This is a genomic window from Larkinella ripae, from assembly GCF_054780775.1.
This window is the reverse complement of the sequence record NZ_BAAGVR010000022.1, coordinates 887179-910509: the sequence shown is the minus strand read 5'-3', so window position 1 is coordinate 910509 and position 23331 is coordinate 887179. Positions and strand designations below refer to the sequence as shown.

Genomic DNA, 23331 nt, shown 5'->3' with positions numbered 1-23331 from the left:
GGTCAGTCCGACCGGCGTAAATACGCTTTCAGGATCTTTAGTCGGAACAGGTCGGCAAAAGCCGCCGTCTGGGCAAAGAAAATAGGCCGGGTCTGGCTGATGAAGTAGTGAATGAGGTACGCCGTCGTCAGTTGGGCAACCAGCGTAGCGATTGAGGTGCCAATAGCGCCATAACGCGGAATCAGAATCAGGTTCAGCAGAATGTTTACGACGGCACCGGCAATGGTACGGATCAGCAGGATTCGCGGTTTGTTGTGCAGAATGAACCAGTAGCTGCTGCCGACACCCATGAACACAAAAACGCCCGCCCAGATGTGAATAATCAGGATTTTATCGACCCCGGTGTATTGCTGGCCGTATAGAAATGTAATAAGGTAAGAGGCTGAAAAGGAAATGGTCAGGGCAATCAGGATGCTGATGCCAATCAGCAGCGTCAAGAGCTTCCGAAAGGCCCGCTGAAACGCTTCCTCGTTCTGACTTTTTAACTGAACGATGGTCGGATAAAACGAAGCCGTAATGGCCGTGGAGATAAAATACCAGGCTTCGGAAAGCCGTAGGGCTGCGCTGAATTTTCCCAATTCCAGATCGCTGGCCAGTTCTTTCAGCATGAGCTGGTCGGCCCGCATGTACATGAAGGTAAAAAACTCCGCAATCATGATGGGCCAGGAGATGGACAGCAGGTGCGTAGCCAGTTCCCGGTTAAACTGCCAGCGGAAGATGGGCTGGTCGTTGTGCCGGTTATAAAAAATGACCAGGATTATGGCGGCCAGCGTGGCTTCGACGAAGGTGATGGACGCAAAAGCCAGCAGACCGAACTGATTGGCCAGAAAGTAAACCCGCAGCACCGTTGACAGGGCAAAGGCGGTGGATTTGGCAATCACCGAAAGCCGGGTTTTTATGCGGGCCTGAAAATGCAGGTCGATCACCTCCAGACTCTGGTAAACCAGAATGGAGCTGGTGAAGAGAATCATGGACTGCAATAGCGGTTCATCGGCGTAGAAAAGCCGGGCCAGCAGCGCAATGCTGACAAACGAAACCGTACCGGCTATCAGCCTGAGGACAAACCCCGTTCCGAGCAACTGCTTTTCGGAATATTTATCATTCCGAACGATTTCCGTCACCAGCACATTCGCCAGGCCCAAACCGGATAACGAGGTCAGCGCAATGGGGAAGGTCTGCGCGAAATTGAGCAAACCAAATTGGGCGGGCCCCAGAAACCGCGCCGACCAGACCCCGACCAGCAAGGCCGTTGCCATCCGGAAGATGCGGTCAAAAAACACCCAGCCCGCATTGGCAAATGCTTTCCGGGCGGTCGTACTCAGCATCCGGGGTTTTAACGCTGACAGGCGCATCAGCTGGCCGTCGGGTGGAAAGCGCCGTTGAGCTGGGCATCCACCATCAGCCGGGCCACGTCTTCCATTTTATGTTTTGCCTTCCAGCCAAATTGCCAGTACGCTTTGGCCGGGTTGGCATTGCCCTCCGCCAGGTCCGTGGGCCGGAAAAAGGACGGGTCGATCTGAACGTGGTCCTCCCAGTTGAGCTGGACCCGCTCGAACACAATTCGGATGAAGTCTTTCAGTTTGCGGGTGTGGCCCGTGGCAATCACATAATCGTCGGGCTGCGGTTGCTGCAACATCAGCCACATGGCCTCGACATAATCCGGCGCCCAGCCCCAGTCGCGGGCAATGTCGATGTTCCCGAGGGTCAGTTGTTCATCACTGCCCTGCGCAATGCGGCAGGCGGCTGCGACAATCTTGCGGGTTACAAACCGCTCCGGGCGCAGGGGGGATTCGTGGTTGAACAAAATGCCGGTGCTGGCGTGGAGCTGGTAGGCTTCGCGGTAGTTGGCCACCTGCCAGAAAGCGGCCGCCTTGGCAACGCCGTACGGGCTGCGGGGGCGGAAAGGCGTTCCTTCGTCGGCGGCCAGGTTGCCCGTATCCCCGAAGGACTCGCTCGACCCGGCGTTGTAGAGTCTGATCGGCAATTCGCTGAACCGAATGGCTTCCAGCAGGTTGAGCGTCCCGACGCTGATGCTCTCCAGCGTTTCGACGGGCTGTTCGAACGACAGGCCCACCGAGCTTTGCCCCGCCAGGTTGTACACTTCGTCGGGCCGTATTTTGAGCAGGGCTTGCAAAACGCTGCGAAAATCGTTGATGTTAACCGACACCAGCGTGATCTGCGACCGAATGTTCAGCCGGTTCAGATTCTGGAATGACGACATCTGGGCATCGCGCGAACCCCCGTATACCTCGTAGCCTTTCTCCAGCAACAGATGCGCTAAAAAGGCGCCATCCTGCCCCGAAACCCCACAAATCAATGCTTTTTTCATGCTTTCGTATTGGTTTTCAGTTCCGAAAACCGGTTTTAGACCGAACGGCCGGTTTTATTCACAAAAGAGCGCACCAGCGTCCAGCCAAGTCCCACAAACACCCCGGCCGCCAGACCCGCCAGAACCAGCATCGTGCGTCGCGGGCCACTGGGCCGCAACGGAATCCGGGGCGGTTCCAGCATTTTGAAAACCGGGGTTTCTTCCTCCACCCGGATTTTGGTTTGCTCCAGTTGCCGGGATAAATCATTATAGACGTTCTGGGACAGGAGAAATTCGGCCTGCAGGCGTTGTTCGGCAATTCGGGCCAACCCGCTGTACAGACTGCGGTTGCGGTCGCGGTAATTCTCCAGCTCGTATTCCGCAGCCTGGTACCGACGCCGGGACTGCTCGACCTGCTGGGTCAGAAACCGCTCCTGGTTCCGGACTTTCTGCGTCCGGTAACTGGTGATGTAGTTGGTTAGGTACTCCAGCGATAAACGGGCCACCGTCGCGGCCACAACGGGATCGGGCATAATCACCTCGATGGTGACCATCCCGGTGCGCCGTTCGTAGGTGGTCGTGATCCGTTTGGTCAACGTGGCCGCCAGCCCTTCCTGCTCGGGCGTAACCTGCAAGGCTTTGCTGTAATTTTTGGGGTCGGGCAGGGCAACCGGCGCCGGCTTGGTGTTGTCCGGGGGCGTATCGCTGATGGTACCGGTCAGCCGTTGAAACGTGCTTTCCTTCTGCTGCCGTTTCAGGTACGTTTGCAACGGCATGGTGGTTCCGTAGTTTTTGGAATAAACCGGCTGCTTCAGCACCTGCAACGCGAAGGGAATACTTTTCAGCACATTCGGGTATAAATCGGGGCGTATGGCATCACCGGCGGCATTATCCAGGTTGATACCGGCCAGACCGGCCAGGGACCCCAGACCGCCCGTTCCGCCCGTGCTGCCGCTTGACACTTCCGGCATGACGATCACCTCCGATTTATAATCGTCCGGTTTGGAAAAGGCATAGTAAAGACCCGCCACGGCACCCAGCAGCGCAAAAACCGCCACGGCCCTGCGGCTGCGCAGTAAAAATTTTCCGATGTCACCCGGCCGGATCTGGATGAGATCGTCGTCATCCATTTCGGAGCCGGCAGCGGGTTTGGACGTGGTTACTGACATGAAAATTAGGCCGTAAATCGGCTTATTCTATTAAACGGACCAGGTTAATAATCACGGTGGTTAACGTAACCGTCATGGTGCCAATCACTGAAATCAGGCCAATTCGCTCACCCGGTGTCAGCCGTCGATCATCGGTTAACGGGCCGAAGGGCACAATCACCCGCGAGCCGGGTTCAACTTTGGGGTATTTCCGGAAAAACAAAAACCGCTTCGTCCGATCCTTCAGTCCGTTGGCATAAACCACATAGGCCCTTTTCTGGCGGGCGTTATCCGTATACCCCCCGGCCTGCGTAACGTAGTCCTTGAAGTCGAAGCCGGCGGTATAGCCCACGGTCGATGGATTCAGCACGGCCCCCTGAATGGTAACGGTTTCGGGCCGTTTCGGAATGATCAGCGAATCGCCCACTTCCAGCAGCAGGTTGCCCGGCACGCCCGGATCTTCCAGAATGGCCCCCAGATCGGTGGCAATGGGAATCCCCCGTCGCGAAAACCGGGCTCCCGGCAGAAACGCTTCGGGTTTAAGACCACCCACCCGCCGGAGCACGTCCGAAATTCGTTCCGACCGTGATTCGATGGCGTAATTGCCGGGATGCATCACTTCGCCAAAAACCGCCACGTTCTGTTGCAGCGCGTAGCGGGGCGATGTGCGGACATACACCACGTCGAACGGTTTGAGCAAAAACCGGGCTTGAGCCGGTTGCAGGTCCAGGTTCCGGTCGATGGCGAACTGAAAAACCTGAACGGTTTCCTGACCGGTCATTTTCGTGGTGTCCTCCCGAATCCGCCGGGCCACTTCGATCCGGGTGGGGGTTGCGCCTTCCTGAAAACCGCCTGCCTGCGCAATCAGGTCGGCAATCGTCAGGTTGGCGACGTACGAAACCGTATCCGGCCGGTTCACGGCCCCTTCGATGCTGACGTAATACGGTTCGCGCAGGTCGCGGACGGCATAAATATGCACGCTGTCCTGGCGGGCCAGCGGAATGTCCTCGATTTCGTTGCGCATCAAGCGTCCAACCTCGAACGGAATGGCTTCCAGATCGGTGTTTTCGCGTTCGCGGTAGAGGATGGCCCGGTTCAGAAAGGCATCTTTCCGCAGCCCTTCGGCCCGGCTGAGGAGCGAGCGAACCGTCGTGATTTCGTCACCGAGGGCATACTCGCCCGGCCGCATGACCGCGCCTGACACCTGAATCCGGTTTTCGTACCGGTTTAGAATTTCGCCCGTTGTATACCGGTCGCCCGATTGGGGAACAAAAGTCGCGATTTGTTCCTGGGTAATGGTGGAAATCCGCAACTCGCGGGGCGTATTCCGGCGCAGCGTCAGCGAAAACGTATAGGCCCGATCGGTAAAACCGCCCGCGAAACTCAGGACGTTTTTGAGCGTCTCGCCGGGCTTCACTTCGTAAACGGCCGGCCGCTTGACCTGCCCGAGCATTTCCACCCGCACGCCGTAATCATTCACCCGGATTACGTCCTGATCCAGCAGCCGAATGTCGTCCTTTTTGTCGGCCCGCAGCAGGTAATCATACAGGTCGATGGTGCGGATCACCCGGTTATTCCGGATCACCTGAATGTTTCGGAACGACCCGGTTTCGGGATTGGGGCCACCCGCCAGATACAGCGCGTTGAAGGCCGTTGCCAGCGACGAAATGGTGTAGGTGCCCGGCATGACCACCTCACCCACCATCGTGACATGAATGCTGCGAATATTGCCCAGCGTCACGGTCGCGTAGGTGCCGCTGCCCGGCCGGTTCAGGCCCTGATACGCCTGTCGCAGCCGTCCGACGATCCGTTGTTCGGCCTGTTCGATGGTGAGGCCGCTGACGAAAATGGGCGCCAGGTTCAGCATCCGCACCGAGCCTTCGGGACTGACGGGCAGCCGGAAGCTTTCGGTCGAATTTCCGTAAATTTCCACCACCAGTTCGTCATCGGGTCCGACTACGTAATTGCGGGGCGTGGCAATCCGGAGATTCGGCTCGAAGGTCAGCGTCGTGCCTTTAAAAAGCGATGAACCAAAAATGTAAGGACGCCGGATCGTATCGCGTCGCAGCAGACTCAGGCTGTCGTTCAGCAGGTAAGAACGTTGCGAGAGGCTGCCCTGTTGCGCCCGGTTGAATAACGTATCGGCGGAGGATTGCCCGGGGCGGTTGGATTGCTGCTGTCTGATTTTCGCCATGCGCTGCCGCATTTTGGCAATGTCGCTCAGGGTGTAGCCCTGCGACATGGCGGCTTGTTCGATCTGCATTTCGGTCAATCCGCTGCTCTGGGCCCGCTGGTAAAATTCAATAATCTGCTCATCGTTCAGCTGATCGGCCCGCGAGGGCTGCTGGGCAAAACCGGTGGTGGCTGCCATCAACAGAAAAAAGAAAGACAGCCCGGGAAGTTGCCGGAGCCACAAAAACAGAAAAGATCGGTGCGTTGACAAATAAGTTTGTGCGCTGCTATGATTCATGCAGTAAAAAGAATCTGACTCACAAAGGTACGAATTGATTGATTGTCTGTTGCTTTTTATAGTCAACGGTCTAAAAGTGGCTTTTTATTCAAAAAAACCGCTATTTCGCCCACCGGTTTTTCCTTAATTAACGGATGAAATAGAACTTAATCAAGATGGCTTTACTAAAATCTGTGCGTGGAATCTCGCCGAAAACGGGGGAAGAATGCTGGTTTGCCGAAAACGCAACCGTTGTCGGCGAAGTGGTGATGGGGCGGCACTGCACCGTCTGGTTTAACGCCGTGGTGCGGGGCGATGTCAATTCCATCACGATGGGTGACTATTGCAACGTGCAGGACGGGGCCGTGATTCATTGCACCTATCAGAAATTCAAAACCACCATTGGCAGCTACGTTTCCATTGCCCACAACGCCGTTGTGCACGGTTGTACCATCGAAGACAAGGTGCTGATCGGCATGGGCGCTATTGTGATGGACGGGGCGGTGATCGGAACCGGCTCCATTGTTGCCGCCGGAGCGATCGTTACCCAGCATACGGTGGTGCCGCCTGGTACGATTTATGCCGGAAATCCTGCCCGGTTTTTGAAATCCGTCACCCCCGAACTGGGCGAAGTGTTTATGCGGACGGCGAATAATTACGTTATGTACGCTCAGTGGTATGAACAGGAATAAACTTCGGGGCCAATAAAATTGCACGGAACTCGTTTAGTGCGTATTTTTGTTTGAAATTAGTCTAAATAGCCACTAAAATCTAGTTTGGCTGATTTAGAACGCATGCGTTTTCCCCAGTGTCTGGCTTCTATAGGAGCCTCCACGTCCTTACTGCTATGTTGGATTCAATCTCCTCGGTCACGACAGCCCGCGCAAAACTGGAAGAATATCTGCTGAAAAAGGGCCTGCGCCGGTCATCGGAGCGGTTTGCCATTCTGGAAGAAGTCTACTCCCGCGATGATCATTTTGACGCGGAGGATCTTTATCAGGCCATGCAGCAACGCTCGTTTGCGGTGAGTCGGGCCACGGTTTATAACACCCTGGAAGTGCTGGTCGATTGCGGTTTGGTGCGTAAAAACCAGTTTGGGGATGAGGATAATACCAAAAGCCGATTTGAAAAAGCCCTCGGACGGCAGCAGCACGCCCATTTGATCTGTGTGAACTGCCACCGGGTGATCGAATTCTGCGATCCGCGTTTGCAGTTGATCAAGACCACGGTGGGCAATACGCTGCAATTTCAGGTGGAGTCGCATTCGCTGGTTTTTTACGGTGAATGCTCTGATCCGGTTTGTGTTGCGCGAACGAAAGCCGCTGCGGCTGCCAGTAATTAGGCTAAGAAGGCATGTCTACGTTACCTGGAAATAAAGGAAGAAATCTTCCATGTTGCATTAAAACGCCAGACCGCTTCAACGAATACCTGATCGTGGTCACTCGCTGACGGCTTCTTTTTCCTTCTTCATATCCCGGCGGGCGTTGATGTAGCCCCGAATCACGGTGAAGGTCGTAACGGCCAGGAAGAAAATAATGATGTAGTGGACGTAGTCGACGATCCACGGGAATTTCTCACCAAAATAAAAACCGCCCCCGACCAGCGACACCACCCAGATGGCTCCGCCAATGATGTTGTAGAGCATAAAATGCCGGAAATTCATCCGGATCAAACCGGAAAGAATGGGCGCAAACGTTCGGACGACCGGCAAAAACCGGGCGACAATCAGGGTGCGACTGCCGTATTTCAGGAAGTACTCGCGGGTGGTTTCGATGTATTTTTTCTTGAAAAACAGCGAATCCGGCCGGTTTTGCAAGCGGTCGCCAAAATACCGCCCGGTCAGATACCCCGTCAGTGAGCCGACCACGGCAGCGCCGAAAATGCAAATCAGCAGCAACGGCAGCGGAACCGCCAGAATTTTGGTGCCGGCAAAAACGCCCGAGAGAAACAACAGGTAATCGCCCGGCAGGAAAAAGCCGAAGAAAATGCCGTTTTCAACAAAAATAATGAGGGTAATCAATACCAAACCGCCTGTCCGAATGATCTCCTCGGAATTGAGTAAGTATTGGAAGAATTCGGCGATCTGATTCATGGTTGAATGAGTGAATAAGCGATTTAGCGATTGAGTGAACAGATAGCGCAGTTAAAACATGATTTCGATCGTATTCACTCAATCATTCAGTCGCTCAATCACCAATTAAATATACTCCGCTAGCTCGAGCCAGCGGTCGGATTTTTCGGAAATTTGTTGGTCGATTTGCTCAATTTCCCGGGCCCACACGGTTAGCTCTTCGTGGCTGCCGGTTCCACTGTTCAACTGACCCAATAAACCGCTTTTTTGTTCCTCAAGTTCCTCAATTTCTTTTTCTAACGCTTCGTATTCGCGCTGTTCCTTAAACGAAAGCTTCCGTTTGGTTTCGGGGGTTGACACCGCCGGCGCGGGCCGGGATTTTTCGGCCGGTTTTCGCTCGGCGGACGCGCTGGCTTTGCGTTCGCGGTAGTCGGTGTAATTGCCCGGAAAGTCGGCCACTTTGCCGTTGCCTTCGAAAACAAAGGTGTGATCGACCAGCCGATCCATGAAATAACGGTCGTGCGACACGAGCAGTATGCAACCCGGAAAATTGAGCAGAAATTCTTCAAGCACGTTGAGCGTCGTGATGTCCAGATCGTTGGTCGGTTCATCCAGAATCAGGAAGTTCGGATTTTGCACCAGCACCAGCAGCAACTGCAACCGCCGTTTTTCGCCCCCCGACAGCTTGTGCACGTAGTCGTACTGCTTGGCGCGGTCGAACAGAAAGTGTTGCAAAAACTGCGAAATGGTAACGGTTTCGCCGGTTCCCAGTTTAATGACCTCGGCCACTTCCTGCACCACGTCGATCACCCGCTGGTTGTCCGGGATCACCAAGTCCGACTGCGTGTAATAGCCGATTTTGACGGTTCCGCCCGTCACAATTTTGCCGGAATCGGGGCGGAATTCGCCGGTAATCATGTTCAGCAGGGTGGTTTTGCCCATCCCGTTCTTGCCGATGATGCCAATGCGGTCGTTGCGCCGGAACGTGTAGGTGAAATGGTCGAGCAGCACGTTCTCACCAAATCGCTTGCTCACATTTTCAAGCTCGATGATCTTGCTGCCGAGCCGCTGCGTCCGGATGTTGAGCTCCAGTTGGTCGTTGTTCAGCCGCTGGTGCGCCTTGTCCTTCACGTCTTCGAAGGCGTCGACCCGGTATTGCGCCTTGGTGCCTCGGGCTTTGGGTTGCCGGCGCATCCAGTCCAGCTCGCGCCGGAAAAGATTTTTTGCCTTATCGACTTCAGCCGCAAAAACCGCCTGCCGCTCGGCTTTCTTTTCCAGAAAATAGGCGTAATTGCCTTTGTAGCTGAACAGCGTCTGCTGGTCGAGCTCGACGATCTGGTTGCAAACGCGGTCCAGGAAATACCGGTCGTGCGAGACGAGCAGGAGCGTGGCGTTGTTGGTCGACAAATAATTTTCGAGCCATTCGATGGTTTCCAGATCCAGGTGGTTGGTCGGTTCATCCATGATCAGCAAGTCCGGATTTTCGATCAGCACCTGCGCCATCGCCACCCGTTTGCGCTGCCCGCCCGAAAGCGTCGAAACCGGCTGGGTAACGTCGTGGATACCCAATTGCCCCAGAATCTGCTTCATCTGCGTCTCATAATCCCAGGCCTGGAGCGTCTCCATCTGCTGCATGGCGCGGTCGAGGGCCTCCGGGTTATCGGCGAGCAAGGCTTTTTCGTACTGCCGGATCGCGGTCAGGGCCGGATTATCGCCCGCCAGCACCACTTCGATCACCGTTAGAGCATTGTCCAGTTGCGGTTGCTGATCCAGAAAGCCGACCGAAATGTCTTTTCGGATGCTGACCAGCCCTTCGTCGGGCGGCATTTGCCCGTACAGAATCGACAGCAGGGTGGACTTGCCGGTGCCGTTTGCGCCGACGATGGCTACTTTATCCCCCCGGCTCATTCCGAACGTCACGTTCCGAAACAACCATTTGTCGCCGAAGGATTTGGAGAGGTTTTCTGCGGATAAATAATTCATTGTACGGCAAAGATACACAACCCGGTCTGGATCGCCGAAGCCATTCGCTGGCTAAACTGCGTAAACGTCCGTTGTTACCCGGATTCCGGATACGGTATGATAGAATTTTCGGACGAAAAGTGGTAACTTTCCGGTCGGTTTCCCTTTGTATAGTTTAAAAGCTTAATCTATTAACCCAATTCATGCGAAAAATCATTGCTCTGGTTGGCCTGGCGTGTATACTTTCAGCAAGTGGTCAGGCGCAGGTGCCTGACGATGTGAAACAGTCTTATACTCAACCCATTCCCGGCAGTGCGCTGGTGTATGACATGGTGGCGATTCCGGGCGGAACGCTTACAATGGGGAGTCCGGCCAACGAAAAAGGCCGCAAGGCCGACGAAGGCCCGCAACACAAGGTGGCCATCGAACCCTTCTGGATGGGGAAGCTGGAAGTGACCTGGGATTTGTTCGATTTGTTTGCGTTCAAGAATATGGAAAAGGAGATGGCCAACCGAACCCCCGGTTTTGATCTGGCCAAAACCGATGCCGCCACGCGGCCGAGTCCGCCGTACGTGGATATGTCGTTCGGGATGGGCCGGGCCGGTTATCCCGCCATCAACATGACGCAGTATTCGGCCATTCACTTCTGCGCGTGGCTCTACGCCAAAACCGGTATTTTTTACCGGCTGCCGACCGAAGCCGAGTGGGAATACGCCTGCCGGGCCGGAACCGCAACGCCGTATTCATTCGGGGCGGATGTCAAAAAACTGGGCGAATACGCCTGGTTCAGCGGCAACAGCGACGGGTCGTACAAGCAGGTTGGCAAAAAGAAAGCCAATCCGTGGGGGCTGCACGACATGCACGGCAACGTGATGGAATGGACGCTCGACCAGTATTATCCGGATTATTACGCGAAGAAAGCCAAAGGCGAGGTCAAAGAACCGTATGCCAAAGTAACGCAGTTGTATCCAAACGCCGTTCGGGGCGGCTCGTGGGATGATGCCCCGGAAGTGTTGCGCTCGGCTGCCCGAACGCCGTCGGCTCCGGCCTGGAAAATGCTCGACCCCCAGGCGCCAAAAAGTGAGTGGTGGCTGACCAGCGCGTCGTTTGTTGGTTTCCGGGTTGTTCGGCCCGCCAAAAAACCGTCGGACGAAGAAATCAAGGCGTATTATAACCCGCCTTTGATTGAAGAGTATTAACGTGAACCTGTTGTAGAGTACCTGTTATCAGACATTATACCACTTCTTTCTAAACTTTTTCCTTATGTCAAACGAATCAAACCGCCGGGACGCCGGCCGCCGGGAGTTCCTGAAGCAATCCGGCCTCTTAACGGGCGGTGCCCTGTTGACGACACTGCCTTCTTTGGCAGGCGCTTACGGTTTTCATAATTCGGCCGACGATGCCATCAAAGTGGCGCTCATTGGCTGCGGTGGCCGCGGAAAAGGGGCTGCTCTTCAGGCTCTGAAAAGCAAGCAAAATGTTAAAATCGTGGCGATGGCCGATGCGTTCCGCGATCAGTTGGACGACGCCTATAAAGTCTTGAATCAGAATCCAGAGCTGGCGAAGCGGGTCGATGTGCCGGACGATCGCAAATTCGTTGGGTTTGATGCCTACCAAAAAGCCATTCCGCTGGCCGATGTGGTCATTCTGGCGACTCCTCCGGGTTTCCGGCCGATGATGTTTGAAGAAGCCGTGAAGCAGGGCAAACACATCTTCATGGAAAAACCGGTCGCGACCGACGCCCCGGGTGTTCGTCGGGTGCTGGCGGCTGCCGAAGAAGCCAAGAAGAAAAAACTGAACGTGGTCGTCGGTTTGCAGCGCCACTACCAGCCCAACTACCGGGAGATGATTAAACGCATTCACGACGGTGCGCTGGGCGACATCGTGGGCGGATCGGTTTACTGGGTGAGCGGGGGCGTTTGGGTGAAACCCCGTCAGGCCAACCAGACCGAAATGGAACACCAGATGCGGAACTGGTACTATTTTAACTGGCTCTGTGGGGATCACATCAACGAGCAGCACATCCACAACATCGACGTGGCCAACTGGGTGAAAAAAGGCTATCCGGTTTCGGCGCAGGGCACGGGCGGTCGTCAGGTGCGCACCGGCAAAGAACACGGCGAAATTTTTGACCACCACATCGTGGATTACGTCTACGAAGACGGAACGCTGATCAACAGCCAGTGCCGCCACTACGAAGGAACCTTCAGCAAAGTGGACGAGCAGTTCGTCGGTACGAAAGGCCGCGTCGATTCTTTTGGGCGGCAAAGCATCCTGAAAGATTACAAAGGCAACTCGATTTACACCCACAACGGCAAAGGCGATGGCGATCCGTACCAGATCGAACACGACGAATTGTTTGCGGCCATTGCCAAAAACGAATACAAATTCTGGGATGCCGAAAACGGCGCGAAAAGCACGATGACGGCGCTCATGGGCCGGATGGCAACGTATTCCGGTAAAATGGTGAAATGGGACGAAGCCCTGAATTCGAACATCGACCTGTTCCCGGAAAAACTGGCCTGGGATGCCAAACCAAAAGTGCTGCCGAATGCCGACGGTTATTATCCGGTTGCCGTACCGGGCAAAACCGTAGCGGTGTAGCTAGTCTGATCGTCTGAACTCGGATTCATCTGCGTAATCCGAGTTCAGACTGTTCAACACGCTCAGCCTCGTCTTCGGCAGGCTTTCCGGGTATTCATCCCGCAGGAAGGCAATAATATTTTCCCGGATAAAACAGCGCAGATCAAAGCTTTCGGGCGCGTTTCGGGAGGACGTCAGAATCCGCAGAACCACACAGGTGGGTTGCGTATCCGTCACCTGAACGGCGCAGACCTCCTTGTCCCACAGCGGATTATTTTCCACCAGCTCCCTGGCTTTTTCCCGAATCCGGTCAACCGGGACCGTATAATCCAGGTACAGCATCACCGTTCCCAGGACCGAGGCATTCGACCGGGTCCAGTTCTGGAACGGTTTTTCGATGAAGTACGTAATCGGCAGAATCAGCCGCCGACGGTCCCAAACCCGCACGACCACGTTCGTCAGGTTGATCTCCTCAATCCGGCCCCACTCACTTTCGACCACCACGGCGTCATCGACCCGGATTTGTTGCGTAAAGGCAATCTGAATACCGGCCAGCAGGTTGGCGATGGTTCGCTGGGCGGCAAAACCGATCACCACGGAGGCAATACCGGCCGAGGTCAGGAAGCTTAATCCAATTTTCCGGCCCCCGTTAAACGACAGCAACAGCACCGAAAAACCGACCACAATCACCACAATCGAGACGAGTTGCCGGACAAAGACAATTTGCGTAACGAATTTCCGAAGGTGCAGATTAATGTCATTGGTGGTGTCGTACCGGCGGATAATCAGCCGCTCGACCACTTTCAGCAATTGCACAACCAGCCAGGTAGTGGCAATCACAAACGCCACTTCGGCGGTTTTGGTAGCAAACGGAAACCGCTGGAAAGACCGCTCCTGAAGGTTGGTGATGATCAGGAAAAACAGCGACGGAACAAAGAAATAAAACGCATTCCGAACGTACTGGCGCAGCAAACCGAGCACTTCGACGTGGCGTCGGCGGAGAATCATCCGCACGGTCTGGGCGACGATGAAATTAACCAGTAAGCCGGTGCCAATGGATACGGCCAGCAACAGCCAGCCCGAAATTTTTCGATTGTGTCGTAACCAGCGGTCAAGCTCGGTACCGATCAGCCCGAAGTTGTCCCAAAAATCTGTCCAGTTCATGGTTTTCTAAGAGGAGTTCCTTTATAAAAGCCCCGGAAGCCGGAAATTGTTGCCCGGTTTCGAGAAAGATTTTACGACAGAATCCTACAATTCCCGCATCCAGTAAACCATCGGTTTGGCCGTTGAGTGGGTTTCCCCCAGATCGGGCCATTCCATCAGGCTCCGCAACGCCGGTTCTTTGCGGTACCCTCGTTTAGCCCAGAAAAGGTCATTGGGACGGTAATCACCCGGTTTGGCCGGGTGATTACCGGGCCGTTCGACGGCACAGAAGCAGGCGGTTTTGAACGTACCAAAACGGCGGGCGTGGGCTTCGCGCTCGTCGAAAAACCGGTGTCCCAGTCCCAAACCCCGGTAGTCCGGAAGCAGGATGCTTTCACCAAAGTAAAAAACCGTGTTGAGGTCAAAAGCGGTTTCCTCAAACGGTTTTCGGATGTCGGCCGTTTCGTCGCTCAGGGGGATGCAGGTGGTTGCACCAACCAGCAGTTCGCCGTCGTAAACCGCAAACAAAAAAGACCGCTCCGATTGGGCATAGGTTTTCAAGTACGCTTTCTCGTAATCGGGCGTGCCTTCGTAGAGGTAGGGAAAAGCGCGGAAAACCGCCATGCGCAGAGCCGCCAGATCGTCAAAAACCGTCTCGATTTCCGGGCCTCTTTTCGTACTGAACGTTACGGATTCCATTCGATGCGGTTTTTCAGGAAACCGCCCGAATCCACTGCGGCAGGTTGTAATAGGTCGTCACGCGGGTGATTTTATCGTCGGCAACCTCCAGAAAGGCCGCAGCCGGAACGACATAAGGTTGGTTTTTGGCCGCAGGCAGGCCGTCTTCCGCTTTTTTATACACACCGTTGACGACAAATTCGACGGCCACGCGCTGGCCCGTCGGTTCGGTGAAGAAAACCATGTCCGTCAGCTTCTCGTCGTAGGAGTCATCCATGTGGTGGACAAAGGCCGTAAACTTTTCGAGGCCCATGCGCGCTTCGCCCTGGTTGGGTTCGTGCCGGATGTCGGGCGAAACCAGCGCCAGCATGCCGGTCCAGTCTTTCTGATTAAAGCACTCGTAGTATTTTTTCACAACGTCTACAGCAGCCATTGATGCAAGTGGGGTTGGTTTGCCGCAAAGATAGGAAGGATGACGTTGTCCAATTTAAAAATAATCAGCAGGCAAGCGATTATACCGTTGCCTGCTGACTTACATCAGCAGCGGTTTTACCACTTTTCCGTGGACATCCGTCAGCCGGTACCGGCGGCCCTGGTGCTTGAAAACCAGCTTTTCGTGATCGACGCCCATCAGGTGCAGGATCGTGGCCTGAAAATCGTGCACATGAACGGGATCTTTCGCCACATTGTAGCCGAACTCGTCGGTTTCGCCGTAAACTATGCCTTTCTGAACGCCCGCGCCCGCCATCCAGACCGTGAAACAACGCGGGTGGTGGTCGCGACCGTAGTTTTCTTTCGACAGTTTGCCCTGCGAGTAATTCGTCCGGCCAAACTCACCGCCCCAGATCACCAGCGTGTCGTCGAGCAAACCGCGCTGTTTCAAATCCATAATCAGGGCCGCCGACGCCTGATCGACGCTCTTCGTCTGAATTTTAATGTCGTTGGGCAGATTTCCGTGCTGATCCCAGCCCTGGTGGTACAGCTGCACAAATTTGACGTCTTTTTCGATGAGCTTGCGGGCCAGCACGCAATTGGCGGCAAACGTCCCCGGTTTTCGCGAATCCGGGCCGTAGAGGTCAAAAATGTAATCCGGTTCCTTCGAAATATCGAGCGTTTCGGGCACCGACGTCTGCATCCGGTAGGCCATCTCATACTGCGCCATCCGGTTGTTGATTTCCGGATCGAGCACTTGTTTGTACTGCTCCTGATGCAGCTTGCCGAGGTAATCGAGCATCCGGCGACGGCTGGTTTTGCCGATGCCCGGCGGGTTGTTCAGGTAATAAACCGGGTCGGGACCGGAGCGAAACACCACGCCCTGGTGCACCGACGGCAGAAAACCGTTGCTCCACAGCTTGGCGTACAGCGGCTGATCACCGTCGCGGCCTTTCGAGAGCAGCACGACAAACGCCGGTAGATTCTGGTTGTCGGAGCCCAAACCGTAGCTGGCCCAGGAGCCGAACGAGGGCCGACCCGCCTGCTGGGAGCCGGTCTGGAAAAACGTCACCGCCGGGTCGTGGTTGATGGCTTCGGTGTGCATCGACCGGATGAAACACAGGTCGTCCGTAATCCGGGACGTGTACGGCAGCAGCTCGCTGACCCACATCTGGCTGTGGCCGTGTTTGGCAAACTTAAACTTGGAAGCCGCCAGCGGAAACCGGCTTTGCCCGGCAGTCATGCCCGTCAGCCGCTGCCCCTTCCGCACCGATTCGGGCAAATCCTGGCCCCACATGGTTTCCAGTTTGGGCTTGTAGTCGAACAGGTCCAGTTGCGAGGGCGCCCCGCTCTGGAACAGGTAGATCACCCGTTTCACCTTCGGCGAAAAATGCGGTTTTCCCGGTGCCCGGTTTTCTTCACTGCCCGCCAGGGCTTTTGCGGGGTTGAGCAGCGACGCGAGCGCCATAGCCCCCAAACCGGCGCTGGTTTTACCCAGAAAATTCCGGCGGCTCAACTGATCGTGTATTTCGTCTTCCAGGTTGTGCATGACCTTCAAATTTTGGCTCCTTAACGCTTCTTTCTCCGCCTGGCTTTGTGAAATAGCTTTGAATTGTTTCGCGGAGTTGAGCGGAGATGTTACCGTTTGATAATGGCTTCGTCAACGTTCATGATGGTGCTGGTGACCACCGTCCAGGCTGCTAGTTCGGCAGCCGGCAGGGTTTTATCGACCGGGTATTCACCAACGCCCAACAGTTCCGTCACCCGTTTCGGATTGCTCCTGAAATCCGCCAGTTCTTCCGCGTACAACTGCTTCATCAAATTCACTTCCGCCGGGCGAACCGGGCGACTCGTCACGGCTTTGAACACATAACCAATGAGCTGTTCATCCCGCAACCCTTTCTCCAGGGCTTTTTGTCCCAACACGCGGGCGGCTTCCACAAACTGCGGATCATTGAGCGTCACCAGCGCCTGCAGGGGCGTCGAGGTTTTTTGCCGTTTGACAATGCAGGTGTGCCGCTCCGACGCGTCGAAATTGAGCATCATCGGCGGGGGTGAGGAGCGTTTCCAAACCGTATACAGGCTCCGGCGGTAGAGGCTGTCGCCGTGGTTCTGCACGTAACTAACCGCGTTCCGGGTGGCCAGCGCTTCCCAGATTCCGGCGGGCTGGTAGGGATGTACGCTCGGACCACCAATTTTTTCGGAGATCAAACCGCTGGCGGCCAGGGCGATATCCCGCACCTGCTCGGCCGACATCCGGTAGCTGGGTCCGCGCGAGAGCAGCGAGTTATCCAGATCCGCTTCCAGTTTTTGGGGATTGGCCGCCGATGACTGGCGGTAGGTGGCCGACATCACGATCAGTTTTTGCAGAGCTTTGGCGTTCCAGATGCCCGACGCGCCCGCACCGTCCCGGAACCGAACCGCCAGGTAATCCAGCAATTCGGGATGCGAGGGCAGATTACCCTGGTTGCCGAAATCGTCACTGCTTTTGACCAGACCCTGGCCGAAATACTGTTGCCAGAACCGGTTGACCATCACGCGGCTGAACAGCGAATTATCGGGGTGGAGCAGCCATTTGGCGAGTCCCAGCCGGTTTTTCGGATACTCCGCCGGGAACGCCATGAACTGGGTCGGGGTGGCCGGTTTTACTTCCTCGCCCGGCGCGTCGTATGCGCCCCGCTTCAGCAGGTAGGTTTTCCGGGGGAATTTCCGCTCCTTCATCACCATCACCTGATCGGAATTGTTATTCAACACCAGTTCTTCTTCCCGCAAGTTCTGAAATTCTTTAAAGGCTTTGCGGTAGGTCGAATCGTGCGTGGTGACGTAATACGTATACAAACCGGCCCGCTGTGCCGCCGTGCGTTTGGCCGCCGGGGTGTAGAGAGCCGTGGTCAGCGCATCCGGCTGATCGGCCAGCTTCGGAATTTCCAGCGCGGTCAGGCTGCGGTTGTATATCCGGAGTTCGTCGATGGCGTAATCCTTGATGTAGTGGTCGTGGATGCGGCCAATGAGAAACGGCGAACCCGACCAGTTTTTGCCGTTTTTGCCCCGGTCGATGCTGTGCACCAGGTGGTCGGTCACCACGCGCAGGGGCGCCGGTTTTCCGTCCAGATACAGGTTGATGCCACCCGCCCGGCCCGACCCGTCGTAGGTCATCGTCAGGTGAAACCATTGTTTGTAGCGGATCTTGCCGACGGTTTCCAGATCGAGGCTGTTGTCGGGCCAGACGTGGTTCATCGTCACCTTAAACCGGCCGTCTTTCAGCAGTTCAAGTTCGTAGCCCCGGTTTCCGTCAAACGGCCCGTTCGATTTACCCAGCAACATGCCTTCGGTACCCGGTTTGGCGACGTTGAGCCAGGCGCTGACCGTAAACGGCTCATTCTGCTCAAAAAAACCGACTTTCCGGGGCAACTCAATGTTGCTGTCGCCGATCAGATACCGCGCCATTCCCACCCGGCCTTTGATCCGGTAGGGCAGGCTTTCCGGATCGCCCGCCAGCCGCGCCGGGAGCGTGTCGTTCACCTGGTTCCAGAAGGCGTTGCGGGGGTCTTTCTCCAGCTCTTCGCGGGTTTTCGGAACCACCGGTTTTTTCAGCTCCGGCAGACCCAGCTTTTTCCGGCGTTCGTCCTCCTGCTTCTTGGCCTCGAATTCTTTTTTGCGCTCGGCGTCCTTAATTTTCTTTTCTTCCGACCGTTCGTAGGCTTTAAAATCCAGCCGGTCGGCTTCATCAAAGGTATAGTGCGCCACCAGCCCTTCGTCAATCGACGATTTCGGGGTCCGCTCGGCCTGACTCAGCCACGGGCCAAACGCCTGCTGGTATTCCGGGCGATTCGGATTGAGTCGCTGGTGCACCGGTTTGATTTTTCCGCGGATAAACTTTAGTTGTGCTTCGGTCGCCGAGGAGGTAAGCGTGATCGTCGGAGCCGGTTCGCCGTTGTACGGGATCTGGCCGCGCTCGTTGTTGTTGTTGAAAAACGCAAACAGCGAATAATAATCCTTCTGGCTGATCGGATCGTATTTGTGATCGTGGCAGCGGGCGCACTCGACGGTCATGCCCAGCATCGCTTTCCCGAACGTATTCACGCGGTCGGCGACGTATTCCACCCGGTATTCCTCGTCCACAATCCCCCCTTCCTGACTCTGCTGGTGGTTGCGGTTGAAGGCCGTAGCCAGCAGCATGTTTTGCGTCGGATTCGGGAGCATATCGCCCGCCAGTTGCCAGGAAATGAATTTATCGAACCGCAGATTTTTGTTGTAGGCCGTGATGACCCAGTTGCGGTAGGGCCACATCGTCCGCAAGCCGTCGTCCTGATACCCGTGCGTGTCGGCGTAGCGGGCCGCATCCAGCCATTCGGCGGCCTGGCGTTCGCCATAATGCGGGCTGCGGAACAAGCGATTCACGACCTTTTCGTAGGCGTTGGGCGAGGTATCAGCCAGAAAGGCATCCACTTCTTCAACGGTCGGCGGCAAACCGGTCAAATCCAGCGTCACCCGGCGCAGCAAGGTCGCTTTGTCGGCTTCGGCGTTGGGCGTCAGGCCTTTTTCTTCCAGTTTTTTAAGAACAAAGCGGTCAATTTCGTTTTTGACCCACTTCTCATTTTTCACGTTCGGAACGTCCGCCAGCGTGGGCGAAATAAGGGACCAGTGCGGTTTGTATTCCGCGCCCTGCTCAATCCAGCGCACCAGCAACGCTTTCTCTTCATTCGTCAGAATCAGGTTCGATTCGGGCGTCGGCATCCGGTAGTCCGGGTCGTTGGATACAATGCGGTGGTAGGCTTCGCTCTTCGCCAGATTGCCGGGCACGATGGCGGTATGGCCACTTTTTGCCAACGCTTCGTAAGCGCCCTCGGGCGTATCCAGCCGCAAACCGGCTTTTTGCTTGGCCTGATCCGGGCCGTGGCAGGCAAAGCAGCGGTCGGACAGGATGGGCTTGATGTGCAGGTTGTAATCAACTTTTTCGGGCAGCTGGCTTTCCAGGGCAACCAGCTCGGCCGGTTTTTCAACACTGCGGCCACACGCGCTCCAGACAGCCACCGAAAAAAAACCGGCAGCTGCGCTCACGAGCAGTGATTGAAATCGTATGTCGGTAAATTGACGCATACGAGGAAAAGGAGTTAAGAAAAAAGTGCAATGAATCTACAAAATTATATAAAAATAGTGCAGAAATCAACCAGTTTGAATGCCAAAAAGTGTACTATTTTGACATTGCTGCCCGTTATTTGGCTTTTTCGGGTTCAGCCGCGGCCGAATCGGCTTTGGTAAACTGAGCGATTGAACTTTCGCCCAGACCCATGTTGATTTCCAGGTTGGGCATGGCTTTTTTCAAGTCGGCCACGCCCGCATCGGTCACTTTCGTTTGCCAGAGGTAGACGGTTTTCAGGTTTTTCAGCCCGGCCAGTTCTTTCAATCCCGCATCAGTTATGGCGGTGCCGTAGAGGTTCAGGTATTCCAGATACGGCAGGTTTTTCAGGTTTTTGAGACCGGCGTCGGTGACCTTCGTTTGTTCCAGATGCAGTTTTTGCAGGTTTTTCAACTGCGCCACCTGCGCCAGCGTGGCGTCGGAAACTTCCGTATCACCCAGTTTCAGCCAGACAATCTGCTGGCTCAGTTTTGGCAGGGCGGCAGCCTGCGCATCGCCGAAAGTGCGGGCGTTGACGGCGCTTACTTCCAGCTGGTTCTGCTCTTTCGACAGCGGTAAAATCAGCAACCCGGTTTTTTTCAGGTCGGCAAGGGCTTTCGGGTCGGCCGCGGGGAGTTTCATCGTCAGCACCGGCGATTCGGGGGCCGGGCCACTGGCGGCAACCGCTTGTCCACCCGTTGCACTGCCCGCGCCCAGCGACGCCAGAGCCGGTTTTACCTGATCCGTCACGTTCAGTTCGGCCACTTTTTTGTCGAAAGGCGCACCCTGGTTGATCCACCACGACAGCAGGGCAATCTGATTTTCGGTCAGCTGCGGTTTCCCCTTGGGCGGCATGTGGTTATCGTCTTCTTCCGGCAGCAGGCAAACTTTCACCAGCTTGCTCTGGTCGGCTTTTCCGACGACCAGAATGGGACCGTCTTCGCTGCCTTTTTTGATCATTTCGGGCTTATCGAGCCGCAGATCACCTTTCGACTTTTCGGGATTGTGGCACTGCACGCAGCGGGTTTTCAGAATCGGATTGACAATTTGCTGGTACACCAGCGCCTGATTGACGTCGGTAATGACCGGAATGTCTTCCACGGTTTGTTCGCGGGGCGGAATGCCCGCCAGCGAGCGGAAGGGTTCGGGCGTGTATTGGGTCAGAAAATCGGAACCGTGCGTGAGCGAACCGCCTTCGTGACCAGCCGCCAGCAGCAGCAGCACGCCGATGCCCAAGGCCGGAAAATACAGCAATTGGCCCCAGCGGATGCGCGGACCGATCCGCTCGTGTTTAACGGCCCAGGCAATCCAGGCAAAAACCGCCACGCCGATGCCTTCCCACATGTGGGTGTTCAGGGTGTCGTCGTCGTAGCCACCGCCCAGCGACAGCAGGTAGCCCAGCACACAGGCCATCGTCGCGCTGACCGCCGACCAGAACAAAATGAGCGTAATCGTGTGGGAGCTGACCCGTTGCCGGCGCGTCACCCGGTCGAGTTCCAGCAAACCGGCAATCAGCAGAAATCCAATCGGCAAATGGACGATCAGCGGGTGAAACCGTCCGAAAAACAGCGCCCACTCGGAAGGTTGCGGAGCGGTAGCCTGCAATAGAATAAAAGAAGTCATTGAATCGATTAAGGCTGGGGAGTAGGATTAGTCTTGATGATGGGGTTGCTCATTCGCCCCAACCAGTGTGCATATTGATTCAGGCCGGACGGTAACGCTTCGGCCCGGCCTGAACGGTTTTAGACGCAACGCGGTGGTTCATTCCACCCGGAGACGCAAAGAAAACCCGTGCCTGATGGTCAACCCACCCGCTGAAGCTTCACGGGATACGTTTTCTGGGAAGCCCACTGCGGCACGTACACATTCTCGTCGCCGTCGACCAGCACATCGTGCGGGTGCAGAAAGGCCGTAGAAGCCATGTCTTTCCGTTGTTCTTCGAGCTTGCCGTCTTTATAAACCGGGGCCGAACCGCCCGGCGTCGACACCACTTTGTCGTTTTTGTCCAGAATCTGGATGTACCCGGAGTTCGGGTAGGCATCGGACGTGCTGCGGAAAACCGCCCCGTAAATCATGTCGCCGTGCAAAACCGGGCGGCAGATGTACGAACCGGGCAGTGCGATGGTCGAGAGATACTTCCCATCGAGCGTAAACCGTTTAAGGCAGTTGTGCCGCCGGTCGGTGATCAGCAGCGTCGGGTTGGCCTTGTTGCGCGTATCGACCAGAATCCCGTGGCAGCAGTCGAACTGACCGTTTTCGGAGCCTTTGCCGCCCCAGTGCCGGATGTATTTTCCCTTGGCGTCGTACTGCGTGATGTAGTTCAGGCCGTAGCCATCGGCCACGTAAATATCGCCGTTGGCGGGGTTGATGGCGGTTTCGGTGGGGATGAACTGCGTGGGGTAGGTGTACTTGCCGGTTTCTTTCGGATACTCCAGCGTCATCAGCACTTTGCCTTTCAGGTCGGTTTTGATCACCTGATGCCGGTTGTTATCGCAGATGAACAGAAACTGCTCCGCGCCTTCGTTCGACAGGGTTAAGCCGTGACCACCGGGGTAGCTGTTGCCCCAGGTTTCGATCAGTTTACCGGATTTATCGTAAATGATGATGTTGTTTTTGGTTTCGTTGGTCAGCAGAATCAGCCGGCCTTTGGCATCTTCCACCATCTCGTGGCAGTCGTTGACCGGATTTTTGCCCGCATCCAGAACGCCCCAGTTCGGCACCACGCGGTAGCGGTGCGCCCCGTGTCCGATCACCATTTCGTCGGCTCTGCGTTTTGCTCCGAAGTTGATATTGGGAATTACTAATCCGACGGCGGTTGCGGCAGCGGCCTGGCCGAGGAACGTGCGTCGGTTTACAGATTGAGAAGCCATAAGGTTACGTACAAATAGGGTTTTTGGAATTTAGATGGATCACGACAATTCAAGAAACCGCCCGGTATTGATGCCCCGGTCTTCCAGTTCAAACGAATTGTTTATAATAAGTTGGTGAATATACTGCCAAAGCGGGCGATTTGTCAACCAAAAACTCAGATCGACGTTCAGAACACTCTGTAAAAGATCGCCGGGGTAGTAATCTCCTTCGGCAAACAGGTTTTTATTTAGCCGTTCAGCCGCCAGCGGAATCAGATACGGAAGCGAGAGCGCGTTCCCGACCATCAGCCGGATGTCTTCCGTACCGAACTGGTCCAGGGGCGTTTGGCGCAGCGCCTGAATTTTCTGGAACTGACCATCCATAAACTCCGGTTCTTCCCAGTATTGATCTTCCAGCGTTTCGAGCGTTTGGGTTTGCCAGTTTTCGGCCATCGCGGTTCTCAGCATCATCAGCTTCTTTTTGCCCCAAAAGTACGGTCTTTGCGGGTGCCGGCCCGCAAATGGGCTGACGAATATACGGGCGCTTCGGCGGATCTGCTGCCGAAAAAAATATTTTTTCGCGGATGTG

18 protein-coding genes are annotated in these 23331 nt (G+C 55.6%); 4 read left to right on the top strand and 14 right to left on the bottom strand.

Annotated elements, in window-relative coordinates:
- Positions 1 to 2: 2 nt before the first annotated feature.
- The 4 genes from ACYVHX_RS16710 to ACYVHX_RS16695 are packed head-to-tail and all read right to left on the bottom strand — an operon-like array spanning position 3 to position 5827.
- Entirely contained in the window at positions 3 to 1352 is a 1350-nt protein-coding gene (locus tag ACYVHX_RS16710) for a flippase (RefSeq protein ID WP_460672805.1), read from the bottom strand.
- A complete protein-coding gene (locus tag ACYVHX_RS16705) occupies positions 1352 to 2329 on the bottom strand; it encodes a GDP-mannose 4,6-dehydratase (protein ID WP_460672804.1) in 978 nt (325 codons plus the stop codon). Before ACYVHX_RS16705 ends, ACYVHX_RS16710 begins: the two co-directional genes overlap by 1 nt.
- 35 nt (positions 2330 to 2364) lie before the next feature.
- Positions 2365 to 3477, bottom strand: coding sequence for a lipopolysaccharide biosynthesis protein (locus ACYVHX_RS16700; RefSeq protein WP_460672803.1), 1113 nt, complete (start codon positions 3475 to 3477; stop codon positions 2365 to 2367).
- Positions 3478 to 3499: 22 nt separating this feature from the next.
- Positions 3500 to 5827 (bottom strand): SLBB domain-containing protein, encoded by a 2328-nt coding sequence (locus tag ACYVHX_RS16695; RefSeq protein WP_460672957.1) that lies wholly within the window; start codon positions 5825 to 5827, stop codon positions 3500 to 3502.
- A 254-nt stretch (positions 5828 to 6081) separates the two neighbouring features.
- Here ACYVHX_RS16695 and ACYVHX_RS16690 point away from each other — a divergent pair, with 254 nt between their 5' ends.
- Complete coding sequence (locus ACYVHX_RS16690; protein WP_460672802.1) at positions 6082 to 6597, top strand: gamma carbonic anhydrase family protein; 516 nt, start codon at positions 6082 to 6084, stop codon at positions 6595 to 6597.
- 155 nt (positions 6598 to 6752) lie between these two features.
- The gene (locus tag ACYVHX_RS16685) at positions 6753 to 7247 is read left to right on the top strand and encodes a Fur family transcriptional regulator (protein ID WP_460672801.1); all 495 of its coding nucleotides are present in this window, start codon (positions 6753 to 6755) and stop codon (positions 7245 to 7247) included.
- Positions 7248 to 7343: 96 nt separating this feature from the next.
- Here ACYVHX_RS16685 and ACYVHX_RS16680 read toward each other — a convergent pair whose 3' ends face one another.
- The gene (locus ACYVHX_RS16680; RefSeq protein WP_460672800.1) at positions 7344 to 7997 is read right to left on the bottom strand and encodes a DedA family protein; all 654 of its coding nucleotides are present in this window, start codon (positions 7995 to 7997) and stop codon (positions 7344 to 7346) included.
- A 105-nt stretch (positions 7998 to 8102) separates the two neighbouring features.
- Positions 8103 to 9959, bottom strand: coding sequence for an ABC-F family ATP-binding cassette domain-containing protein (locus ACYVHX_RS16675; protein WP_460672799.1), 1857 nt, complete (start codon positions 9957 to 9959; stop codon positions 8103 to 8105).
- Positions 9960 to 10141: 182 nt separating this feature from the next.
- On the opposite strand from ACYVHX_RS16675, the gene ACYVHX_RS16670 reads away from it, so the two are divergent.
- Together ACYVHX_RS16670 and ACYVHX_RS16665 are read left to right on the top strand one after the other, a co-directional pair.
- Positions 10142 to 11137, top strand: coding sequence for a formylglycine-generating enzyme family protein (locus ACYVHX_RS16670; RefSeq protein WP_460672798.1), 996 nt, complete (start codon positions 10142 to 10144; stop codon positions 11135 to 11137).
- 64 nt (positions 11138 to 11201) lie between these two features.
- Complete coding sequence (locus ACYVHX_RS16665; RefSeq protein WP_460672797.1) at positions 11202 to 12542, top strand: Gfo/Idh/MocA family protein; 1341 nt, start codon at positions 11202 to 11204, stop codon at positions 12540 to 12542.
- On the opposite strand, the gene ACYVHX_RS16660 is transcribed toward ACYVHX_RS16665, so the two are convergent.
- From ACYVHX_RS16660 to ACYVHX_RS16625, 8 genes are all read right to left on the bottom strand, one after another.
- Positions 12543 to 13685 carry a mechanosensitive ion channel family protein gene (locus ACYVHX_RS16660; RefSeq protein ID WP_460672796.1) on the bottom strand — a complete coding sequence of 381 codons (1143 nt, stop codon included), beginning with the start codon at positions 13683 to 13685 and terminating at the stop codon, positions 12543 to 12545.
- An 84-nt stretch (positions 13686 to 13769) separates the two neighbouring features.
- Positions 13770 to 14363: a GNAT family N-acetyltransferase gene (locus ACYVHX_RS16655; RefSeq protein ID WP_460672795.1), complete on the bottom strand. Its 594-nt coding sequence runs from the start codon at positions 14361 to 14363 to the stop codon at positions 13770 to 13772.
- Between the two features lie 13 nt (positions 14364 to 14376).
- Positions 14377 to 14775 (bottom strand): ketosteroid isomerase-related protein, encoded by a 399-nt coding sequence (locus tag ACYVHX_RS16650; protein ID WP_460672794.1) that lies wholly within the window; start codon positions 14773 to 14775, stop codon positions 14377 to 14379.
- A 99-nt stretch (positions 14776 to 14874) separates the two neighbouring features.
- Positions 14875 to 16323: a DUF1501 domain-containing protein gene (locus tag ACYVHX_RS16645; protein ID WP_460672793.1), complete on the bottom strand. Its 1449-nt coding sequence runs from the start codon at positions 16321 to 16323 to the stop codon at positions 14875 to 14877.
- Positions 16324 to 16412: 89 nt separating this feature from the next.
- Positions 16413 to 19874, bottom strand: coding sequence for a DUF1553 domain-containing protein (locus ACYVHX_RS16640; protein ID WP_460672792.1), 3462 nt, complete (start codon positions 19872 to 19874; stop codon positions 16413 to 16415).
- A gap of 115 nt (positions 19875 to 19989) precedes the next feature.
- Positions 19990 to 21516, bottom strand: a complete 1527-nt coding sequence (locus ACYVHX_RS16635; protein ID WP_460672791.1) for a c-type cytochrome domain-containing protein — start codon at positions 21514 to 21516, stop codon at positions 19990 to 19992.
- A gap of 179 nt (positions 21517 to 21695) precedes the next feature.
- Positions 21696 to 22763, bottom strand: coding sequence for a twin-arginine translocation signal domain-containing protein (locus ACYVHX_RS16630; RefSeq protein ID WP_460672790.1), 1068 nt, complete (start codon positions 22761 to 22763; stop codon positions 21696 to 21698).
- Positions 22764 to 22802: 39 nt separating this feature from the next.
- Positions 22803 to 23213 (bottom strand): contact-dependent growth inhibition system immunity protein, encoded by a 411-nt coding sequence (locus ACYVHX_RS16625; RefSeq protein WP_460672789.1) that lies wholly within the window; start codon positions 23211 to 23213, stop codon positions 22803 to 22805.
- Positions 23214 to 23331: the final 118 nt, after the last annotated feature.